This window comes from Paenibacillus sp. FSL R10-2788, assembly GCF_038003885.1.
Taxonomy (GTDB): Bacteria; Bacillota; Bacilli; order Paenibacillales; family Paenibacillaceae; genus Paenibacillus_AQ; species Paenibacillus_AQ odorifer.
Window position 1 is genome coordinate 3798289 of the sequence record NZ_JBBOQA010000001.1, and the last position, 20283, is coordinate 3818571.

Annotated in this window: 16 protein-coding genes and 1 other annotated feature (1 of these 17 only partly in view); of the genes, 2 read left to right on the forward strand and 14 right to left on the reverse strand. The window is 43.8% G+C overall.

Annotated features, from left to right (window positions below; genetic code table 11):
* Nucleotides 1–117 (reverse strand) — a binding site (T-box leader) (it extends 118 nt beyond the left edge of the window).
* A 181-nt stretch (nucleotides 118–298) separates the two neighbouring features.
* The 4 genes from NSQ50_RS16840 to NSQ50_RS16855 form a co-directional block, all read right to left on the reverse strand.
* Nucleotides 299–1291, reverse strand: a complete 993-nt coding sequence (locus NSQ50_RS16840) for a helix-turn-helix transcriptional regulator (protein ID WP_036687669.1) — start codon at nucleotides 1289–1291, stop codon at nucleotides 299–301.
* A 526-nt stretch (nucleotides 1292–1817) separates the two neighbouring features.
* Complete coding sequence (locus NSQ50_RS16845) at nucleotides 1818–2273, reverse strand: DinB family protein (RefSeq protein WP_036687671.1); 456 nt, start codon at nucleotides 2271–2273, stop codon at nucleotides 1818–1820.
* A gap of 156 nt (nucleotides 2274–2429) precedes the next feature.
* Complete coding sequence (locus NSQ50_RS16850; RefSeq protein WP_076103932.1) at nucleotides 2430–2918, reverse strand: YfbM family protein; 489 nt, start codon at nucleotides 2916–2918, stop codon at nucleotides 2430–2432.
* Nucleotides 2919–3424: 506 nt separating this feature from the next.
* Nucleotides 3425–5680: a type IA DNA topoisomerase gene (locus tag NSQ50_RS16855; RefSeq protein ID WP_036687820.1), complete on the reverse strand. Its 2256-nt coding sequence runs from the start codon at nucleotides 5678–5680 to the stop codon at nucleotides 3425–3427.
* Between the two features lie 164 nt (nucleotides 5681–5844).
* Here NSQ50_RS16855 and NSQ50_RS16860 point away from each other — a divergent pair, with 164 nt between their 5' ends.
* Nucleotides 5845–6708 carry a pentapeptide repeat-containing protein gene (locus NSQ50_RS16860; protein ID WP_036687674.1) on the forward strand — a complete coding sequence of 288 codons (864 nt, stop codon included), beginning with the start codon at nucleotides 5845–5847 and terminating at the stop codon, nucleotides 6706–6708.
* Nucleotides 6709–6722: 14 nt separating this feature from the next.
* Here NSQ50_RS16860 and NSQ50_RS16865 read toward each other — a convergent pair whose 3' ends face one another.
* From NSQ50_RS16865 to pdhA, 9 genes are all read right to left on the reverse strand, one after another.
* Nucleotides 6723–8435: a proline--tRNA ligase gene (locus NSQ50_RS16865; protein WP_076141994.1), complete on the reverse strand. Its 1713-nt coding sequence runs from the start codon at nucleotides 8433–8435 to the stop codon at nucleotides 6723–6725.
* A 393-nt stretch (nucleotides 8436–8828) separates the two neighbouring features.
* The gene (locus NSQ50_RS16870) at nucleotides 8829–10316 is read right to left on the reverse strand and encodes a glutamate synthase subunit beta (RefSeq protein WP_036687677.1); all 1488 of its coding nucleotides are present in this window, start codon (nucleotides 10314–10316) and stop codon (nucleotides 8829–8831) included.
* 235 nt (nucleotides 10317–10551) lie between these two features.
* Nucleotides 10552–11043, reverse strand: coding sequence for a dihydrofolate reductase (locus NSQ50_RS16875; RefSeq protein ID WP_036687679.1), 492 nt, complete (start codon nucleotides 11041–11043; stop codon nucleotides 10552–10554).
* Between the two features lie 84 nt (nucleotides 11044–11127).
* Nucleotides 11128–12108 (reverse strand): thymidylate synthase, encoded by a 981-nt coding sequence (locus NSQ50_RS16880; RefSeq protein ID WP_036687680.1) that lies wholly within the window; start codon nucleotides 12106–12108, stop codon nucleotides 11128–11130.
* 141 nt (nucleotides 12109–12249) lie between these two features.
* Nucleotides 12250–13224, reverse strand: coding sequence for a S66 family peptidase (locus NSQ50_RS16885; protein WP_036687682.1), 975 nt, complete (start codon nucleotides 13222–13224; stop codon nucleotides 12250–12252).
* A gap of 151 nt (nucleotides 13225–13375) precedes the next feature.
* Nucleotides 13376–14788: a dihydrolipoyl dehydrogenase gene (lpdA, locus tag NSQ50_RS16890; RefSeq protein WP_036687684.1), complete on the reverse strand. Its 1413-nt coding sequence runs from the start codon at nucleotides 14786–14788 to the stop codon at nucleotides 13376–13378.
* Between the two features lie 2 nt (nucleotides 14789–14790).
* On the reverse strand, nucleotides 14791–16437 hold the full coding sequence (locus NSQ50_RS16895) for a 2-oxo acid dehydrogenase subunit E2 (protein ID WP_036687686.1): 1647 nt from the start codon (nucleotides 16435–16437) through the stop codon (nucleotides 14791–14793).
* A gap of 106 nt (nucleotides 16438–16543) precedes the next feature.
* Nucleotides 16544–17521, reverse strand: coding sequence for an alpha-ketoacid dehydrogenase subunit beta (locus tag NSQ50_RS16900; RefSeq protein WP_036687687.1), 978 nt, complete (start codon nucleotides 17519–17521; stop codon nucleotides 16544–16546).
* A 15-nt stretch (nucleotides 17522–17536) separates the two neighbouring features.
* Complete coding sequence (gene pdhA, locus NSQ50_RS16905; RefSeq protein WP_036687689.1) at nucleotides 17537–18604, reverse strand: pyruvate dehydrogenase (acetyl-transferring) E1 component subunit alpha; 1068 nt, start codon at nucleotides 18602–18604, stop codon at nucleotides 17537–17539.
* 265 nt (nucleotides 18605–18869) lie between these two features.
* Between pdhA and NSQ50_RS16910 the strand changes: the two genes are divergently transcribed.
* Nucleotides 18870–19601 carry an alpha/beta hydrolase gene (locus tag NSQ50_RS16910; RefSeq protein WP_036687691.1) on the forward strand — a complete coding sequence of 244 codons (732 nt, stop codon included), beginning with the start codon at nucleotides 18870–18872 and terminating at the stop codon, nucleotides 19599–19601.
* A 138-nt stretch (nucleotides 19602–19739) separates the two neighbouring features.
* Here the strand turns inward: NSQ50_RS16910 and NSQ50_RS16915 are convergent, their stop codons facing one another.
* Complete coding sequence (locus NSQ50_RS16915; protein WP_076144776.1) at nucleotides 19740–20204, reverse strand: low molecular weight protein-tyrosine-phosphatase; 465 nt, start codon at nucleotides 20202–20204, stop codon at nucleotides 19740–19742.
* Nucleotides 20205–20283 lie beyond the last annotated feature (79 nt).

Consider the following 20283-nt stretch of genomic DNA (forward strand, 5'->3'; position numbering starts at 1 on the left):
ATAATTCGGGGGACAGCTCTGAGGTGATTTTTTGATTCGGATATCCGCTGCCTCGCACCAACCGGCAGTTCTCTGAACGGCGTTTCCAGATCTAATTGTCCTCTTCATCGCATTTGGTAATTATTAATTAAGTTTAATATAAGATAATAGGAATATTCTGTCAATAACTCAAACAACAATAGGGATCTCTAAACTTATATTGCTTCTAAAGCAGATAATCCAACTAATCATGCGACTATATGATTGCGGAGACTACACTACAGTCTGCTTATTTTCTTCATCAACACATAGCACCTGCTTAATCTGTTTCGATTAGCTTGGAGGTCAACTTCACTACTGGCCTGATATACTTCAAAAACCGCTCCGGATCGTGATACACGTAATTGATTCTCCCAGGGGAAGTATCAAAGCAGTAACCAGTGTCTGCAAAATTAAAAGCTGCCATTGCCCTTTCCATCTTTTCCTCTACACTACGATTTTCCTGTTCATAATTGAATGGCCCATGTTCAAAAACAATATACTCGGCTTCGAGAACATCAATCATAAGCATTTGTGGAGGTACTTCACCTTTATAATCAAGAGGAAGACGTACACCAAAACACTCTGTACGTGGAATACCCCAATCGCAGAGTCTGCCATCCGGGTCATTAATGTAAGCCATAATCTGACCGCTGCCACCGTTAGATTCACTCCCACCATCGTCATCCAATTTGCCCTTGATACTATCGAGTAAGCCGCAAATAGTTTCGCAGTCCTGTCCTGTAATAAGGCTTTGCTTTTGCCAAAAATCCCAATACCCATTACTCTCATAGTTTTTAATGTGCAAAAATTTGTGAGTGGGGATGGTTACAAAATAAATGTTAAGATCATCTGTAGATTTCATCATACCAATCTCTCCAAATCCGAAAAAGTAGCGGTCGAAAGAGTTTATTTTTGTACGAAGGGCGACAGGCATAGGCTTTTTCCGGTATTCACTTGGAGTTACACCATATGTTCCCTTGAAAGCCCTGGTAAAAGCTTCATGTGATGAAAAACCATAATCAAAAGCAATATCCAAAATGCTCTTTTCACTATCCCGAACCTCTTTTAGTGCGAAGGCTAATTTTCTATGCCGTAGATAATCCCTAAATTGCATTCCCGATATTTCCTTAAATTTTCTCGTAGTATGAAATTCGGAATAACCTAACTTGTGAGAAAGAAATCGTAGCGTTATTGCTTCACTGTTACGATTCTTAATACACTCGTCAATTTCATTAACGATTATTTGGATTTGCTTGTGCCACTCGTACAATTGGTCTGTTCACCTCGTTTCAACCACTCTATAGTCATTGTAGAGTAATGGAATTTGCATTGCTTGATTCTACTTGCGGAAAAGAGAGGAGAGGATATATTTGTACCTTAAATCGCCTTGGAAAATATCAACGTTATCATTCAATGACAAATCAAACGTTTTGGTCCTACTATTTCGGAATCTCATCAGATTTCCTCTTTGCACTTAGTGGTCGGTGTATAACCCTATCGTTCTGTCAAAGTATTTCCGCAAGCAGCTTAAGCGTGTCATGCATTCGCAGGATGGACAAGAAGCACGGAGTACCGGGAGGCATTAAATAAAAGGGCTCGGACCCGTTGAGACATGGGAGTGAAAATCACATGCCCTTACAGTTGTTCCAAGCCACCGCCTCCTCAATTTCCTTCTTATCTCACATTTAGCTAAAGGTAAAATCCTACGAATTCATGAGCCTGCGTGAGTAAACTAGATCATATCGGAGAAGTTCAATGCCCATCTCATTCCGGGTAATGGTGATGATTAGGCCCTGTTAGAGTCTCGCGAACGTGATGTAATCGACTTGGACAGGCTCTGCCAATTCGATCCGCAGTGCCCGGTTGATTTGTCCCCGGTGATATTGCCCATGTAAAATGACCTGCGACAGGATGTCACGGACGGACGTTCGGAACGGGACTCCGTTCTGGTTCGCGTAGTCGATCATCACGTCCAAATCAAATTCCTCCAGCCCTTCGATATACACACGATATTGCTCGGCGTTTTCTTCGAACATCGTTCGGATCGCCGTCAGGTCTTCCGCTTCCTCCCATAACGAATATTGCGCACTGCCCTTGCCCTGCAATCGGGACAGCCAGACTCGTTCCGCAACCGCGACATGCCGAACCAGCTTCAGAAGGTCATTGTTCTTCATCTCACTCTCCTCGAGCGCTTCCAAGATTCGTGCGTCCGCCCAGTACAGGTGGTCCATCATGCGCTTGATCGTCTTCATTTCCGTTTCCCCCTCTTCGTCTCATCGATTACTTGAACCTACTGTTTCCCGCATTGGTCATTTATTTCTCTAATCGTCATAATCTTCAGCAGTCCAAGGTTCTTTTTTTATCGCGCTCATTGGAATCAGGAGACGTGTATCGCCTTTTGGTTAGAATCAGAAAATATAAAAGATGAGACCTTTGCCCTCGGCTACAGTTTGGCTGTAGAAGCGCCGGATATCGTTAAAATGCTGTAGCAGGTAGGCAAAGAACGCATCCTTATCCTCGTCTGAAACAATATCAGGTTCAAGAGGATATACTTCTTCCTTGACCATGGCCGGGAAATCATACCGCAAGCGGAGCTGCGCTTCATCCAGCTCAGAAATAGCCTGAAGCGCTTCTGCAACTTGCTCAGCGCGTAAGGAAAACGCCCCGAATGAGCCAAAATCGATGCCTTTGTCTGACGTCAGCGGAACAACATAGCCAAGAGGGGCATCTCCATCGGAAATAGCTCCACAAAGCAAGTAGTGAATCGCCTCCCAGGATCTATCAATGTCCAGTCCGGGATAATCATCTATTTTCAAGCTCTTCAATGCAATGTCGCCTGCAATAATTTGCTGCACTAGGTTGTCATCCATTGCGAAGTAATATCCACGCATTCCCATGATGTCATCCTTCCTTCCATTCTAGTAGTGACTATACTGCCCTATCAAAATGTAACCTTTGAATTTATCCCGTAGGATAAAAAAAGAGTGAAGATCAGCCCCCTACGTAATCATAATATCTTGTGCGCACAAGTTACTACATCCCGTTTAAGATAGGTATGTCCTACACTCTTTACTAATGAATTTTATGTGTAAAAGATATGGTCACCCACAGCTGTCACCGAAACCAAATCCCCTATACGGCGAGTCTGACTAATAGTCATGACTATGGACCCTGCTGACGCTATTGGCGAATTTATAGCCGTTGGAGCAAGTTTGCGGACTCCAGTGCTGTATTCTCCCGCAAGCGGTGCATCTATAGCCCTTTACGCCCATAACGACTATGGGGTCCGATAGCAGTCCAAAAAGGATGTATTCCCGCGCTTAAGATCAACTGTGTCCGATAGCGGCTTTGTACGTGCAAATTCGCTGTAATCATCCATGATCCATTCAAGCTTCCAGTTAGACTATGACTCCACTGTTAATTGACCCGTATCCATATTATTGAGCACAAGTTTGCCTTCCAGCGGGGTGCCGTCTTCGCTCGTAAGCTTCAGCTTTCCCGTACGGCCTTTTTCTATCAATGCCTTTACTTGTGTATCTGTAAGGGTACGTCCGTGGTTTTCTTTCCAGATCACGAACTTGCAGCCTTCTTTGTAATGAGAGCAGCCGTAGCCTTTTTTACCCATAAAAATCATCCCGCCACAGCCAGGACGCGGGCAGTTTCCGATAATTTTCGGACCGGAATTTGCTGATTCCTCTTCATTAGCTGGTTTACGTTTTCTTGGCGCGGCAGGTTTATCGCTGGTTTTACGAGATGTACCTCCACCACTCCGACCTTTAGCCCCTGTATTCACAGAAGGAGTTTCCCCTTCAAAAGAAGTTTTGGACGCCCGAGACTGCACACGAACCTTGTCCACGATCATGCAGGCGAATCTTTTTACATTCTCCATAAATTGTCCGTCCGACGCCGTTCCTCTGGATATCTCGTTCAAGCGACGTTCCCACTGGCCGGTCATTTCAGGTGAAGTCAACAGCTCGATGCCCGCTCCACGTATCAGTTCAATAGCCGTTCGTCCTTTTTGCGTGATGGCGATTTTTTTACCTTGCATTTCAATGTATCCGACATTCTTAAGCCGTTCAATGGTTGCAGCACGTGTGGCTGGAGTGCCTAACCCTGAATCCTTCATAGCATCCCGAAGCTCTTCGTCCTCAATCTGTTTTCCGGCACTTTCCATCGCTCTAAGCAGCGTGCCTTCTGTATAGTGTTTTGGCGGCTGTGTATCCTTCTCTTTAACAATCGCATCACTACAGATCACTTCATCTGCCGGAGCAATTGTGAACGGTTCATTCACTTCAATCTCTTCGTCTTCCTCATCATCCTTGTTTTTTCCCTTGGACGACTTCGCTTTATCTTTCTTCTGGTCCGCGTAAATGACCTTCCAGCCGAGACTTAATAATTCCTTAACAGTAGTTTTGAACTTTTCGTCCTCTACATCAGTCATAACCGTATGCACTTTATATTCCGCAGCCGGATAGAACTGTGATAAAAAGCGCCGCACAATCAAATCATACAGCTTTCCCTCATCCGCACTAAGCCCTGTTGCTTTTCTATATGTAGGCAAAATCGCATGGTGATCCTCGACCTTCGAGGGATTGCAGATAAATTTATTTCCTTTATAAACGAGATTACGATTCGCGCCTTTCACCCATTCATCATAAGCCGTCCCTTGGAGCGCAGATAAAGTCTTATGCATCTCCGGAATATTCTGTTCTGTAACATAGTTAGAATTTGTCCGCGGATAGGAAATCACCTTATGCTTTTCATATAACGCTTGTGCGATATCGAGTGTTTTTTTAGCGGAAAAAGCGTACTTCCCATTCGCCTCCCGCTGCAACAGCGTCAAATCATACAGTTTATTCGGATACTCTTTCGTTTCCTTAACCTCATAAGAGTCAATTCGTCCCGGTTTTCCTTTGACCTTGGCAGCCAGCGCCTCCGCCTTCTCACCATCGGTCAGCCGGTCACCCTGCCACATACCTTTATAAGTCATTTCATTTTGTGTAAAATGGCCCTCTACCTCAAAAAACTTAAGAGATGAGAACGCCTCAATCGTCTTCTGGCGATCATAAATAAGTGCAAGTACTGGGGTCTGAACTCTCCCCACCGACAGCAGCACATTATGTTTCGTAGTAAATGCACGTGATCCGTTCATACCGATTAGCCAATCGGCTTCACTGCGCGCTTTTGCCGCTTTTGTTAGATTCTCGTACTCCGCCCCATCCTTTAGCTCTTGAAATCCTTTGCGGATTGTCTCTGGTGTCAAATCGGAAATCCACAGCCGTTTCACAGGATGTTCAAGCTTCAAATGCCGCTGAATGAGCGAAAATATATGCTGGCCTTCTCGCCCGGCGTCACAAGAATTTACTAGCAGATCGCTTCGTTTAGCCAGCTCTCCGATTACCTTCAGCTGATCAATGGTCCGCGCATTAGGAACCAGCTTGAATTGGTCCGGAATAATGGGAAGATCATTAATATTCCATTTTTTGTATTTTACATCATATGCATCCGGCTCAGCCAATCCTATTAGATGCCCTATTGCCCATGTAATAATGTACTGCTCCCCTTCAAGATAGGAACGGTAATTTTTAGCCTTTGGTTCTATTGCGGCGGCGATATTCCGCCCCATGTCCGGTTTCTCCGCAATAATAAGTGTCTTCAAAAACATTCGCTCCTTACCTTCTCGTTCTTAAGTCCAAAATAGGTCCAGTACTCTATTATAACATTAACCTCGGTTTTTTTTAATCGACCGGACTTTTCATAGTCTTTCGTTTGATTTAAAATAAGTTGGTATAAGCGTATTCATGTATCGGAGGGAAACAAACCTTGTATGAGAATCACAGATTTACAGAACCTTTTTCTGATCGAAGCCTCTCTGCCCTGAAGGCGGATTGTGAGCAGTGCTTCGGCTTATGTTGTGCCGCATTACCTTTTGCTGCTTCCGTAGATTTCGCTAGAGACAAAGACGCTGGACAGCCGTGTCACAATCTACAGTCGGACTTTCGCTGTGGTGTACATACAGAGCTAAGAGAATTAGGCTACCGTGGTTGTACGGTCTATGACTGTTTTGGAGCTGGGCAAAAGATTTCTCAAGTCACTTATGCTGGAGAAGACTGGAGGAAAAAGCCGAAAACTGCGAAGCAGATGTTCGAGGTATTTCCGATTATGTGGCATTTGCACGAGCTGCTTTGGTATTTACATGAATCTTTGAACCTAGAAATAACCCGTACAATCCATACTGAGCTGCAAACAGCTCTCGATGAAACAGAACAGCTCACCTTACTCAATCCTGAAGCTCTTATAAAGGTGGATGTTTCCGCTCATCGAGCAAAAATCAATATGTTACTGTTGCAGGTCAGTGAAATTGTAAGAACTGACGCTCGTCGTAAACTAAAAAAATCCACGAAGAATTTCAGTCGAGGTGCCGACCTTATGGGAGCAAAGCTCAAAGGAGCTGATCTTAGAGGTGCCAACTTGAGAGGAGCCTATTTAATAGCCGCAGACCTTAGGGATGCTGATCTCAGAGGTGCAGACCTTATTGGAGCAGACTTTCGCGATACTGACCTCAGAGGTGCTAATTTAGCAGAAGCTCTCTTTCTCACCCAGGCACAGATCAATGCGGCAAAAGGCAATACTCTCACGAAATTACCAGCAGCACTCTTGTGCCCTGATCATTGGCACTCTCATTAGATTAAAAAGATCATTTATATCAGCGGTGAATAGAATTTTTTGATCCGAGACACAGCTTCCATAATTTCTAAGACTTCTTTCTCCGCTGTGTTTCGTTCCAGATACTCTACTCTTCCCTGAGATGCTTCCTTGCCCACAACTATTGATAAAGGTATCCCGATCAAGCTTGAATCTTTAAATTTCACGCCAGCGCGTTCATCCCTATCATCGATCAGCGTCTCAATGCCAAGCTTGGTTAGTTGATCATAGAGACCTTCTGCAACCGTCCGCTGCTCACTATCCTTGACGGCCATTATCAAGATATGAACCTGATAAGGTGCCAATGCTGCTGGCCACATTAATCCATCCTCATCATGATGCTGTTCAGCAATAGCGGATAAAAGCCGTGAGATACCAATTCCGTAACAGCCCATAATCATAGGTTGACTTTTGCCTGAAGAATCTAAGTAAGAAGCGCCTAGCTTTTCACTGTATTTAGTACCTAATTTGAAAACATGACCCACTTCAATCCCTTGATGAAAATGCAGAATACCCTCCAAACAATGCGGACAAACTTCACCTTCTGCTACATTCCGTAGATCCCCCACATGCTCAAGCGCAAAATCTCTACCTGGAACTACGTTACGGAAGTGATAATCTTTTTCTCCCGCCCCTGTAATCCCTTGGGTCATATCTGCTACTGCTGCATCTACTAGGACAGTCAGCGTTAAACCCACAGGTCCTACAAATCCACTCTCTACACCGGCTAAGGATTTCACTGCCTCATAGTCAGCAAGCTTAATCTCATTCATTCCTAAATATTTACTTACCTTAATTTCATTGACTTCATGATCTCCCCGGACCAGAACAGCAAAAATCTGTCCGTCACCTTCATAGATTAATGTTTTAATAATCTGCTCTGGCCGGATATCCAGCTCCTGCTCTAGTTGCTCAATTGTGCGCAAATCAGGAGTGAGGAACTTCTCTATCTCCGGTACTTGCATGACAACTTCATTTTTTGCAGGCCGCACGGACTCTGCCTGTTCCAGATTGGCCGCATAATCACAAACGGAGCATGCAGCAATCGTATCCTCCCCAATCTCAGCCAGCGCCATAAATTCATGACTGCCGCCCTCGCCTCCAATCGCACCGGAATCCGCATGGACAGCACGGAATTTCAATCCAGATCGCTCAAATATCCGGTGATAAGCCTCGAACATTTGGATATATGATTTATCGAGACCTTCCATGTTTGTATCAAAAGAGTAAGCATCCTTCATCAAAAACTCTCTGCCTCTCAGCAGTCCAAAACGTGGTCGGCGTTCATCACGGAACTTGGTCTGAATCTGATATACGGTAATAGGAAGTTTACGATAAGAGCTGATCTCATTCCGTACGAGTGTGGTTACTACTTCCTCATGTGTAGGACCTAGTATGAATTCCCGCTCATGACGATCCCGAAGCGTCATCAACTCCTTACCGTATACCTCATATCGGCCTGATTCTTTCCAGAGCTCCGCAGGCTGCATAGATGGCATCAATACCTCCTGAGCCCCAGAGAAATCCATCTCATTCCGCACAATCGCTTCTATTTTCCGTAAAACACGTCTTCCAAGCGGTAAATAAGTGTACACACCCGCTGCTAATTGGCGAATATATCCCGCACGCAGCAGTAGCTGATGACTGCTTGTCTCCGCCTCTGAAGGTGCCTCACGCAGAGTTGTTAATAAAAGATTACTTTGACGCATATTTGTACCCTCCCTAAAAAATGAACGCTCTAAACGCAAAAAGACACATTCGTCAGGGACGAATGTGTCGTGATACCACCCTTATTTAACCGCCAGCCCATACATAGTCTACATGGCGATCCTCGATCGAATAACGGCCGATTCCGGCAGCGGTTGTACGCTGCAGCTACCCAGGCAGGATACCATCCACACGTATTTGAGGAACCTTTCAGCCGGTGAGTTCCCTCTCTGTTCTAACGCTTCTTGGACCGTAAGTCCTTGGTCAATGCTTTTGTCATTTAAATATTGTATTAAATCTATATGAAAATAATATTTCCGTCAAGCGTCGGCTCCAAAAAAAAGCCGCTTCTCCAGCAGGTAAACTGCTTTTGAAACGGCTTCTTAAATTAAAGCCTAGACAAGAACGCTTGAGCCCATCAGATATTTATCCACTTCACGTGCAGCTTCGCGACCTTCGTTGATGGCCCAGACCACCAAACTTTGACCACGACGCATATCCCCAGCAGCAAACACCTTATCCACGTTCGTGTTGAACTTGCCGTAACGTGCTTTCACATTGGTACGACGATCGGTCTCCAGTTTAAGCTCCTCAACAATATCTTGCTCTGGTCCATCGAAACCAATAGCGATAAGAGCGAGTTGAGCAGGATATACAGCTTCTGTTCCAGGAACGGGCTGATAGATTTTACGACCTGTCTCATCCACGATCCGGCGGATCTGCACGGTATGAAGCTCCTTCAAGTTCCCCTCTTCATCCCCAACAAATTTAGTGGTCATGATTGAGAATTCACGCGGATCATCACCAAAAATAGCTTTCGCCTCTTCTTGCGCATAATCCAAGCTGTACACATTCGGAAATTGCGGCCAAGGATTAGCAATCGGATCCCGTTGCAGAGGCGCTTTTTCATGTGTACCAAATTGAGTGATACTGCCGCAGCCATGACGAAGTGCTGTGGCAACACAGTCAGAACCTGTATCCCCTCCACCCAAGACGATTACATCTTTACCTTCAGCGGATACATAGTTACCATCCTCCAGATTCGAATTCAAGTAACTCTTGATCGTTCCATTTAAATAATCCATGGCATACATAACGCCCTTAAGCTCACTGCCTTCAATGTTGAAACGGCGTGCTTTAGTAGCTCCACCACACAGAACAACCGCATCATATTCATCAACAAGCTGCTGAGCCGGAATGTCTTTACCGATCTCAGTGTTCACCACGAAGTTAATTCCTTCAGCAGCCAGCAAATCCACACGACGTTGTACAACTTTTTTATCAAGCTTCATAGTAGGTATTCCATATGTCAGCAGTCCGCCAATGCGGTCACTGCGCTCAAATACAGTTACAGTGTGTCCAGCCTTGTTAAGCTGTGCTGCCGCGGCAAGTCCAGCAGGTCCAGAGCCTACAATTGCAATTTTTTTGCCAGTCCGTTTCTCAGGAGGATTAGGTACAACCCAGCCCTCTTCAAAACCCTTATCAACGATCGCAAGTTCAATTGTTTTGATGGTTACCGGCTGTCCGATCAGACCCACTGTGCAAGAGCCTTCACATGGGGCGGGACAAATACTGCCTGTGAATTCAGGAAAGTTGTTTGTCTTATGCAGACGTTCCAGTGCTTCTTTCCAGAGTCCACGATACACCAAGTTATTCCACTCCGGAATTAAATTGTGTACTGGACAACCTGAGGTCCCGCCAGCCATATCAATACCTGTATGGCAATAGGGGGTTCCGCAATCCATACAGCGTGCGCCCTGTGTCCGAAGCTCGTCCTCGGATAAATGATGGTGGAATTCTTCCCAGTCCTTTACCCGCTGCTCAGGATCCCGATCACCTGGGAGCTGCCGTTTATACTCCATAAAACCTGTAGGTGTAGACATGTTTACGTTTCCCCCATCCGTTCTCTTCGTGTTGAAGTATAGTACATTGTAGCATATTGCGGCTTCGTATGGTTGTCAGCAACGCAATGAAGTACCTGCACATTCTATTCTATACCTATACATAATCATTTCTAATTTTAATTATAGTAACATTCATCACTTTTGCACAGTAATGGATAAATCTACTGATTATTTGTACTATTTCACATGTTATGTCAGAGAAAACGTTTTATTGCTATTCCGTACGTTCATAAACAAGGAAACGGTAATCATACGGATTCTTCTCATCACGAATTCCCTTGATATTGGAGACCTCTTTCCACATCCTCCAGTCAATCTCAGGAAACCGGGTATCTCCTTCAAAATCCTGATCGATCTGCGTCAACATTAGCTTGTCAGCATACGGCAGCATCAAGCGATAAATTTCTGCACCACCGATCACCATCAGCTCATCTTCTTTTCTACCCTCGCTGAGAGCCTCTTCAAGCGTGTGTAGAACCACTGCACCTTCAGCTGAATAATCAGTATCCCTAGTTAGAATTAGGCTCGTTCTGCCCTTCAAGGGCTTGCCTCCGAGCGAATCCCATGTTTTGCGGCCCATTAGCATTCTTTTGCCCAATGTTTCTGCTTTGAAATAAGCAAAATCCAGAGGTAAATGCCAAGGCATATCGTTATCTTTTCCTATGACATGATTGGCACCCATTGCCCATATTAAGCTAATACTCATGAAGTTCCCTCCTTCCTTCATACTAAATTAAAAAACTACGCTGCCAGAAATTATATTTGCGAATCTTAATTTATAACAATTACGCTATACTGCGATCGGCGCTTTTATCGAAGGATGCGGATTGTACCCCTCAATGACCAGATCTTCCAGTTCAATATCAAAAATTGATTTCTTCTGTGAATTAATAACCAGTGTAGGCAATGCTCTTAATTCTCTTGATAATTGCTCTTTCACTTGCTCAACATGGTTTGAATAGATATGCGCATCACTAATGCTGTATACAAACTCACCTACTTCTAGACCACATTCATATGCAATTAAATGCGTAAGTAATGAGTAAGATGGAATATTGAAGTTTGCCCCGAGAAAGGAGTCAGCACTGCGTTGCAGCAAGTGGCAGCTTAGTTTACCATTTGCAACATAGAACTGGAACATAACGTGGCAGGGCGGTAACGCAGCTTTACTTCCTTTTGTTCCGGCATTTATAACATCTTCCGGGTTCCATGCGCTCACGATTAAACGCCGAGAATCAGGATTTGTTTTGATCTGATGAATAACGTCTTGTAATTGGTCAATTGATTCACCAGTAGAAGATGTCCAATTCCGCCATTGCTTACCGTAAACATTCCCTAGCTCACCATATTTCGCAGCAAACTCATCATCTTCTAAGACACGATCACAGAATGATTTCATCTCTGCTTGATACACTTGATTAAAATCTTCATCAACTAAACAACGATTCCCGAAGTCTGTCATATCCGGGCCAACATATTCGTCTGATTCAACCCATCTTTTAAAAGCCCATTCATCCCAAATATGATTATTATTTTTCAATAAATAACGAATGTTGGTATCGCCTTTAATAAACCACAATAACTCACTTGCAATTAAGCGAAACGGTGTACGTTTTGTTGTAAACAGCGGGAACCCTTTTGATAAATCAAATCGCATTTGATAACCAAAAACACTAATTGTACCAGTTCCTGTACGATCTTCTTTTTTTACACCATGATCTAAAATATATCGTAAAAAATTCAAATAGGTTTGTTCTAACTCATTCGTCAATGTACTGCACCTCCGTAATATTACACCTCATATATTATATCTGAAAAATCCGAATTTTGTAGAAGGTAAGATAATTTTTAAATATATTTAATAATCGGGTTACATATTCAATTATAAAGGATTGGTTCAGCAAGTGTATCTCTACTCCGCTATCCTAAGCTCCACTCTGGCCCCATAAGCACGAACGTTTGCTTGTCCACCCACAGGAAAGGTAATCATCGGCGATGTATGTCCAAAGTCCACGTCTGCGATCACAGGAATATCAGATAATTCTTCTTTTGAGCGGATAATTGTAGTTAGCAGCTTCTTTGACATACGCGATTCTTTTTGGAATCTGCCGATCACCAACCCTTTGACCTCTTCAAACTCAGGCTGATGAATTAGGGATTGCAGATCTCGATCAAAGGTTGCAGGTGCTGACTCATAATCATCCTCGATGAACAAAATAGAATTTTTTAAACTAGGCATATACTCTGTTCCCTGCAAAAGATTTAAAGTGCATAAATTGCCACCAATAATCGTTCCTTTCGCTTCCCCATCATTGATAATGAACGGACCTTCATTTTTAATAAATATCCTGTTTTCCTGATCCAGATACCACTCATCATCACTCCAATGCCTGGAAGGCTGCACGAGAATTTCTTTATTGTCCATCATCAGCCTGCGGAAATATTCGATGGTATATTCATTATCGTGGAGCATCGCAAATGTGGAAAAATGCGGCCCGGAGTATGTAACTAATCCTGTTTGAGCATAAATCGCATTACTTAGTGCAGTAATATCCGAATAACCACATAAGCGCTTTGGATTCTCCGCAATGATTGAATAATCTATATAACGCAGCAGCTGGTTACTATTGAAGCCTCCAATGGTCGTTAATATTCCTTTCACTTTGGGGTCTAAAAAGGCTTCGTGCAAATCCTCAATTCTCGAATCAATAGAAGAGGAAACAAAATCATCCGTCTCAAAAGAATTTGTTGAAATGGATATCCGAAAACCTAACCGTTCAAGCTGCTCTTTGGCAATTTTTCTTTGCTGAGCATCGATTAATGACAAACTTCTGGAAGGAGAGATAATACGCAGCTCATCTCCAGGCTTTAATTTATCAGCTCTCATCATTGAACCTCCCTATATTCATGAATTACAGATTAGGTAATTACTCTTCCTTCCAGTATATCTCTTTTCAAAAAAGTGGAAAACACAAAAAAAGGCGGAACGCATTTGCGTCCGCCTTTCTGTTGCCTGCTAGAGCAATTTTGGAGAAAAATTATTTCATTACATGAATTGGGTGACCTTCAACCAATTCAGCAGCTTCCATGACGATTTCGCCAAGGGTTGGATGCGCATGAATAGTCAAGGCGATATCTTCAAGCGTTGCGCCCATTTCGATTGCCAAACCAAGTTCAGCGATCAAATTGGATGCTTCGATACCAACGATTTGAGCTCCCAGTACCAAATTGTTCTCGGAGTTAGCAACAATTTTGATGAAGCCCTCTGGGCTGTTCAAAGATACTGCGCGACCATTTCCTGCGAATGGGAATTTGCCGCTTTTCACTTTGTAGCCTTTGTCTTTTGCTTCTTTCTCAGTCAAACCAACGCTTGAGCACTCAGGATCTGTAAATACAACAGCTGGGATGACTTTGTAGTCAACAACAGATGTAAGTCCTGCGATTGCTTCTGCAGCGATTTTACCTTCGTAAGAAGCTTTGTGAGCCAAAGCAAGACCTGGAACAACGTCGCCGATAGCGAAGATGGTAGGAATGCTTGTGCGTCCTTGGTGATCAACTTTGATCAATCCGCGCTCGTCGAGCTCAAGACCGATCAGGTCCAGACCAAGTTCACCGTCAGTGTTAGGACGACGACCTACAGTAACAAGCAAGTAATCTGCTGTAACTTCTTTGGACTCGCCACCAACAGAGTATTTCACGGTTACTTCTTTGTCGTTCTGAACAGCACTTTCAGCTTTAGCGTTAGTTACGATTTCGATGCCAGTTTTAGCCATGTTTTTCGCAACAAGACGAGTCATATCTTTATCGAAGCCTGGAAGTACAGTATCCAAACCTTCGATGATTGTTACTTTAGTGCCAAATTTAGAGTACATTTGACCAAGCTCGGCACCGATGTATCCACCACCGATTACGATCATGCTCTTCGGAATTTCTGGAAGTTCCAGAGCTTCAGTCGAAGACAGAATACGTCCGCCGAATGGGAAAGGTTTAAGTTCAATTGGACGGGAACCTGTAGCAATGATGCAGTGTTTAAAGCGGTAACGTGGAGATTCATGATCATTGAACACACGTGCTTCTGTGTCGCTGATAAACATGCACTCGCCGTTAAATACTTCAATTTTGTTGCCCTTCATCAAGCTAGTCACACCGCTAGTCATTTTTTTAACTACGCTGTTCTTGAACTCTTGAGTTTTGGCAAAATCCACTTTAACATTCTCAGCTGTAACGCCGAAAACTTCACCATGCTGTGCAGATTCAAATTGATGTGCAGCAGCGATCAAGGCTTTAGAAGGAATACATCCACGGTTCAAACATACACCGCCGAGTTCCGATTTATCCACGATGAGGACTTTTTGGCCGAGCTGGGCGGCACGAATTGCCGCCACATACCCACCAGGACCTGCACCAATGACCAATGTATCAATATCTAGTGAAGCGTCTCCTACTACCATAATTATACCTCCATAACCAGCAGCTCAGGATTATTGAGCAGCGATTTAATGTAGTTCATAAAGTTTTGAGCAGTCGCACCATCGATAATACGGTGGTCAAAGCTGAGTGACAACGCCATTACTGGAGCAACTACGATTTCACCATTTTTCACAACTGCTTTTTCACTGATACGGCCAGTTCCGAGGATAGCCACTTCAGGGAAGTTGATGATTGGAGTAAAGAACATACCGCCAGCAGAACCGATGTTACTGATGGAGATCGTGCTGCCCTTCATTTCGTTAGCAGACAATTTACCGTCACGGCCACGAACAGCCAAGTCAGTGATGCTGCTAGCGATCATCCAAATGCTCTTACGGTCAGCGTCTTTGATAACTGGAACGATCAAACCGTTTGGTGTATCAGTAGCGATACCGATATTGTAGTATTTCTTGTAGACAATTTCGCCTGCTTCTTCATCAATCATAGCATTAAGTGCTGGGAATTGACGGGAAGCTGCAACAAGAGCCTTAACGATGAATGGAAGGTAAGTAACCTTAACGCCTTTTTTCTCAGCAATAGGTTTCATACGCGTACGGAATGCTACCAGTTCAGTAACATCTACTTCATCCATGATGGTTACGTGCGGAGCAGTGTAAGCCGATTTAACCATTGCGTTGGAGATCGCCTTACGAATACCCTTGAATGGTACACGTTCTTCTTCAAGACTAACGTTACCGCTAGCTGCTGCAGGTGCTGCTTTAGCTTCGGTCTTAGCAGCCTTAGGAGCTTCAGACGCCGCTGCTGCTGCAGGAGCCGCAGGTGTAGAACCACCTTTCAAGAAGGCTTCTACGTCTTCACGAATGATTTTGCCACCTTTTCCAGTTCCGTTCACTTTGGAAATATCCACTTTTTGCTCACGAGCAAATTTGCGAACGCTTGGTGTAGCCAATACATCGCGGTCAGGAGCTGGTGTTACACCTGCAGATCCGCCTTCTTTAGCATCAGCAGGGCTTGTTGCTGCAGGGGAAGAAGTAGTGTTTGCACTTCCTTTTGCTGCATCAGCTTCAGCAGATGCATGACCTTCTTGTTCAGGAACGTCGCCTTCAGCAGCGATAATAGCAACAACTTCGCCTACGCGGCAAACTTGGCCATCTTTAGTCAGAACTTCCAATACAGTACCATTCACTGGACATGGAACCTCAACTACCGCCTTGTCATTTTGAACTTCCATGATGATGTCATCATCCGTTACCTTGTCACCGGCTTTGATATGCATTTTGATGATTTCACCTTCATGCAGACCTTCACCCAGCTCAGGGAAGCGATATTCAAAATTCGATGCTTTGTTAGATGCTGGAGCAGCTGGTGCAGCTGGTGCTTCGGCAGCAGGAGCTTCAGTAGCAGCACCCTCTTGATCAGGCACGTCACCTTCTGCTTCGATAATAGCTACTACTTCACCAACACGGCATACTTGACCGTCTTTTGTCAGAACTTCCAATACAGTACCGTTTACTGGGCAAGGCACCTCAACTACCGCCTTGTCATTTTGAACTTCCATTACGATATCATCATCCGTTACCTTGTCACCGGCTTTGATATGCATTTTGATGATTTCACCTTCATGCAGACCTTCACCTAGTTCAGGAAATCGGTATTCAAACTTTGCCACTTTGAAAACCTCCTCGTGAAATTGGGACTAACCTTATGATTTAAACTTTATAAGATGAAACAACGTTGTCATCCATATGGATGACAACTGTTTCTCGTAAAAATATTTAGAATTCCAAAACTTTCTTCACGCCTGCAATAATACGCGCAGGGTTTGGAAGCCATGTATCTTCAATTTGTGCAAATGGATATATAGTGTCAGGACCTGCGATACGAAGCACAGGAGCTTCTAAGTGCAGTAGAGCTTTTTCATTGATTTGTGCGATAACTTCAGCAGCTACACCCGCACTCTTTTGTGCTTCTTGCACCACGATAGCACGGTTAGTCTTCTTCACAGACGCTACAATAGTGTCGATGTCGATCGGACTTACAGTACGAAGGTCGATAATTTCAACATTAACGCCTTCTTTTTCGAGTTGCTCGGCTGCTTTGGTAGCTGTATGTACCATCAGCCCGTAAGTAATGATCGAAACGTCAGAACCTTCACGTACTACGTTCGCTTTACCAAGTTCAACTGTATATTCACCTTCTGGCACTTCAGCACGGAATGCATGATAAAGGTTCAAGTGCTCCATGAAGAATACAGGGTCATTGTCGCGGATAGACGCGATTAAAAGTCCCTTAGCATCATATGGGTTTGAAGGAATTACAACTTTAATCCCTGGGCTTTGTGCAATCAAACCTTCGAGTGAGTCAGTATGAAGCTCAGCAGCCTTAACTCCGCCACCAAAAGGAGTACGGAATACTACTGGAGCATTATATTTACCGCCAGAACGCCAGCGCAGACGTGCCGCTTGAACAACGATCTGATCCAGAGCTTCAAAGATAAAACCTACGAATTGAATTTCTGCAATTGGGCGGAAGCCTTGTACACCAAGACCAAATGCCAGACCGCCGATAGCGGACTCAGCTAGTGGTGTATCAAAAATACGATCTTCGCCAAATTCCTTTTGCAGACCTTCTGTTACACGGAAAACGCCACCTACATTACCAACATCCTCTCCGAAGATAAGAACGTTAGGGTCACGATTCAGTTCAACGCGCATCGCGTCGCGGATCGCTTCTTTCATATTCATTTGTGCCATTGCCTGATATCCCCCTTATTCAAAATCGGCTTTTTGCTCTTCCAGATGTTTAGGTGTTACTTCGAACATGCTGTCGATCAAGCCAGGTATTGTCATTTTTTCGGTTTGTTCAGCTTTTTTGATCTGCTCGTTAACAGTAGCTTTCGCTTCATCTTTCACGCGCAGTGTATCTTCTTCAGTCCAAAGACCTTTCTTCTCCAAATACTTGGCAAGACGGGCGATTGGATCCTTTTCACTCCATTGTCCTTCTTCTTCTTTCGAACGATATTTACTTGCATCGTCAGAAAGGGAGTGTGGACGGAAACGGTAAGTTACAGCTTCGATCAATGTAGCACCTTCGCCGTTGCGTGCACGTTCAGCAGCATCGCGTACAGCACTGATTACTGCAAAGATGTCCATACCGTCAACCTTAATCCCTGGAATACCAGCTGCAACCGCTTTGTGAGCGATCGATTTGGAAGCCGTTTGTTTAGCGAACGGAGTCGTAATCGCGTAACCATTGTTTTGAACAAAGAAGATTACAGGCAGTTTAAAACGACCAGCAAAGTTCAAGCCTTCGTAGAAGTCACCTTCTGAAGAACCGCCATCACCAGTGTAAGTAATTGCAACACTCTTTTGTTTTTTCAATTTGAAGCCCATAGCAATACCAGTAGCGTGCAGGATTTGCGCACCAATGATAATTTGTGGCATCAATACATTAACACCATCAGGAATAGCTCCACCATGTTGGTGACCACGGGAATATAAGAAAGCTTGGTACAATGGAAGTCCGTGCCATACTAGCTGCGGAATATCACGGTAGCCTGGGCATAAGAAGTCTTCTTTCTCCAAAGCGAACTCACTACCAATCATGGTAGCTTCTTGACCGGATACCGGTGCGTAGAAACCAAGACGACCTTGACGGCCAAGGTTTACTGCACGATCATCCCAAGTACGGGTAAATACCATACGATACATAATTTCTTTCAGTTGATCGTCAGTTAAATCTGGCATCTTATCCTTATTGATAATTTCTCCATCCGGGGAAAGTACCGATAGAGCCTCGACGTCCTCTGTATACACTTCATAAGGAACTTTACTCATTATCTTCACCTCAATAAAAAAATTTGAATATCAGCTGCCTCTGTTATAATATTATTATACACCTGTTTAGTTACTTTCGTCAAAGAAATACATATAAAATTTATATTTCTTTAAATTTTGTATGTATAACAGGTGAGATAATTTAATATAACAGTTTAACACTTTTCCAACAAGTAAATGATTAATAACACAGTTACACATTTAATAATTTTAGCGTAACCCTGTGTGTATTGCAAAATTCGACAAGAAAGGTGACGTGACAACGATGAGCGATTCTGTTTTTCTGAAACGCACAATTGTAAAAGAAACGCTTTGGAGTGAACATCTGCAGGAGGAACGTAAATTACGTATCTATCTGCCCCCAGGCTACAATGAAGTTCTCAGTTACCCCGTGGTGTACTGCCAAGACGGAGAAGAATTTTTCAACTTTGGACGCATTGCTACACTTGCTGGACAACTTATTATAGAAGAAGATGTCGAGCCCTTCATTATCGTCGGTGTAGAAGTTAACGTCGCTGTTCGGACTCAAGAATACGCTCCGTTCGGCAGCCGATTCAAGCAGTACCTATCTTGCTTTTCCGAAGAGATTATTCCCTTCATTGAAAAAAATTATCCCGTACGCCGTACACCCGAAGAACGAATCTTAGCCGGCGATTCCCTTGGAGGCAGCGTCTCCCTCCATCTCGCACTTGCTTATCCAGCTATCTTCACACGTATCATCAGCCTATCCGGTGCATTCTATCCCGAATCACAAGCCATGCTGGCAAAAGAAGAAGATCTCGCCTGGCTTAACATTAATATGGTCGTTGGACTGCAGGAAACAGATTACCAGACTGATACAGGGACCTATGATTTTGTTCAGATGAACAGAGAAACAAAAGCGTTGCTTGAAGCACGTGGAGCTACCGTATCCTACCGTGAGAAAGACGGTCGTCATCTCTGGGGCTTTTGGCAAAAGGAACTCCCTGAATCTCTACTCTATTTTTTAAACACATAATGCCTTATTGATAGAAGCAAAAAATGAACATCTAAAGAACGTATGTAGATTTCAGCCGTGTTTGCGCTTACAGTTTAATCCAGCGAATTTCCTTAATTTACTTTAATACTAATCAGAGAGGGCTGGAACCCAACCGGGTTACAGCTTTTCTCTTATCACCATTTCAAGCAAAACGTCACAGCCTGCATTGATTAAATCATATACCTGCTCAAAATCCCCTGTAAAATAAGGGTCTGGCACTTCTCTCAATTCTTCCTCAGGCAATAAATCCATGAAGAACAAAAGCTTAGCCTCTTCCCCACCAGGAACCTTTCGAACATTCTCTCCATTAGACTTGTCCATACAAACGATATAATCAAACTTCTGAAAATCCTCGCTACTGACCAAACGCGCTGCCATATTTGCATAACTAATCATGTTTTGATCAAGTATACGTCTAGTCCCTTCATGCGGTTCCTTACCAATATGCCAATCTCCAGTTCCCGCACTGTCAACCAGAATCTTATGTGAAAGCTCTTGTTCATCAATCTTATGGCGCAGAACTGCCTCCGCCATTGGTGAGCGACAAATATTACCCAGACATACAAATAGCACGTTTACGATTTCATTCACCTCCCAATTATTAAAACATAAGTAAATATGAATTTATGCACATAAAAAATCGCACACTATCATTTTAGCG

Bases quoted from the DNA above. Each gene is read 5' to 3' on its own strand.
- NSQ50_RS16865 (WP_076141994.1), bottom strand. From the start codon at position 8,435: ATGCGTCAAAGTAATCTTTTATTAACAACTCTGCGTGAGGCACCTTCA.
- NSQ50_RS16900 (WP_036687687.1), bottom strand. From the start codon at position 17,521: ATGGCACAAATGAATATGAAAGAAGCGATCCGCGACGCGATGCGCGTT.
- NSQ50_RS16885 (WP_036687682.1), bottom strand. From the start codon at position 13,224: ATGAGAGCTGATAAATTAAAGCCTGGAGATGAGCTGCGTATTATCTCT.
- NSQ50_RS16870 (WP_036687677.1), bottom strand. From the start codon at position 10,316: ATGTCTACACCTACAGGTTTTATGGAGTATAAACGGCAGCTCCCAGGT.
- NSQ50_RS16845 (WP_036687671.1), bottom strand. From the start codon at position 2,273: ATGAAGACGATCAAGCGCATGATGGACCACCTGTACTGGGCGGACGCA.
- lpdA (WP_036687684.1), bottom strand. From the start codon at position 14,788: ATGGTAGTAGGAGACGCTTCACTAGATATTGATACATTGGTCATTGGT.
- NSQ50_RS16850 (WP_076103932.1), bottom strand. From the start codon at position 2,918: ATGGGAATGCGTGGATATTACTTCGCAATGGATGACAACCTAGTGCAG.
- NSQ50_RS16875 (WP_036687679.1), bottom strand. From the start codon at position 11,043: ATGAGTATTAGCTTAATATGGGCAATGGGTGCCAATCATGTCATAGGA.
- NSQ50_RS16910 (WP_036687691.1), top strand. From the start codon at position 18,870: ATGAGCGATTCTGTTTTTCTGAAACGCACAATTGTAAAAGAAACGCTT.
- pdhA (WP_036687689.1), bottom strand. From the start codon at position 18,604: ATGAGTAAAGTTCCTTATGAAGTGTATACAGAGGACGTCGAGGCTCTA.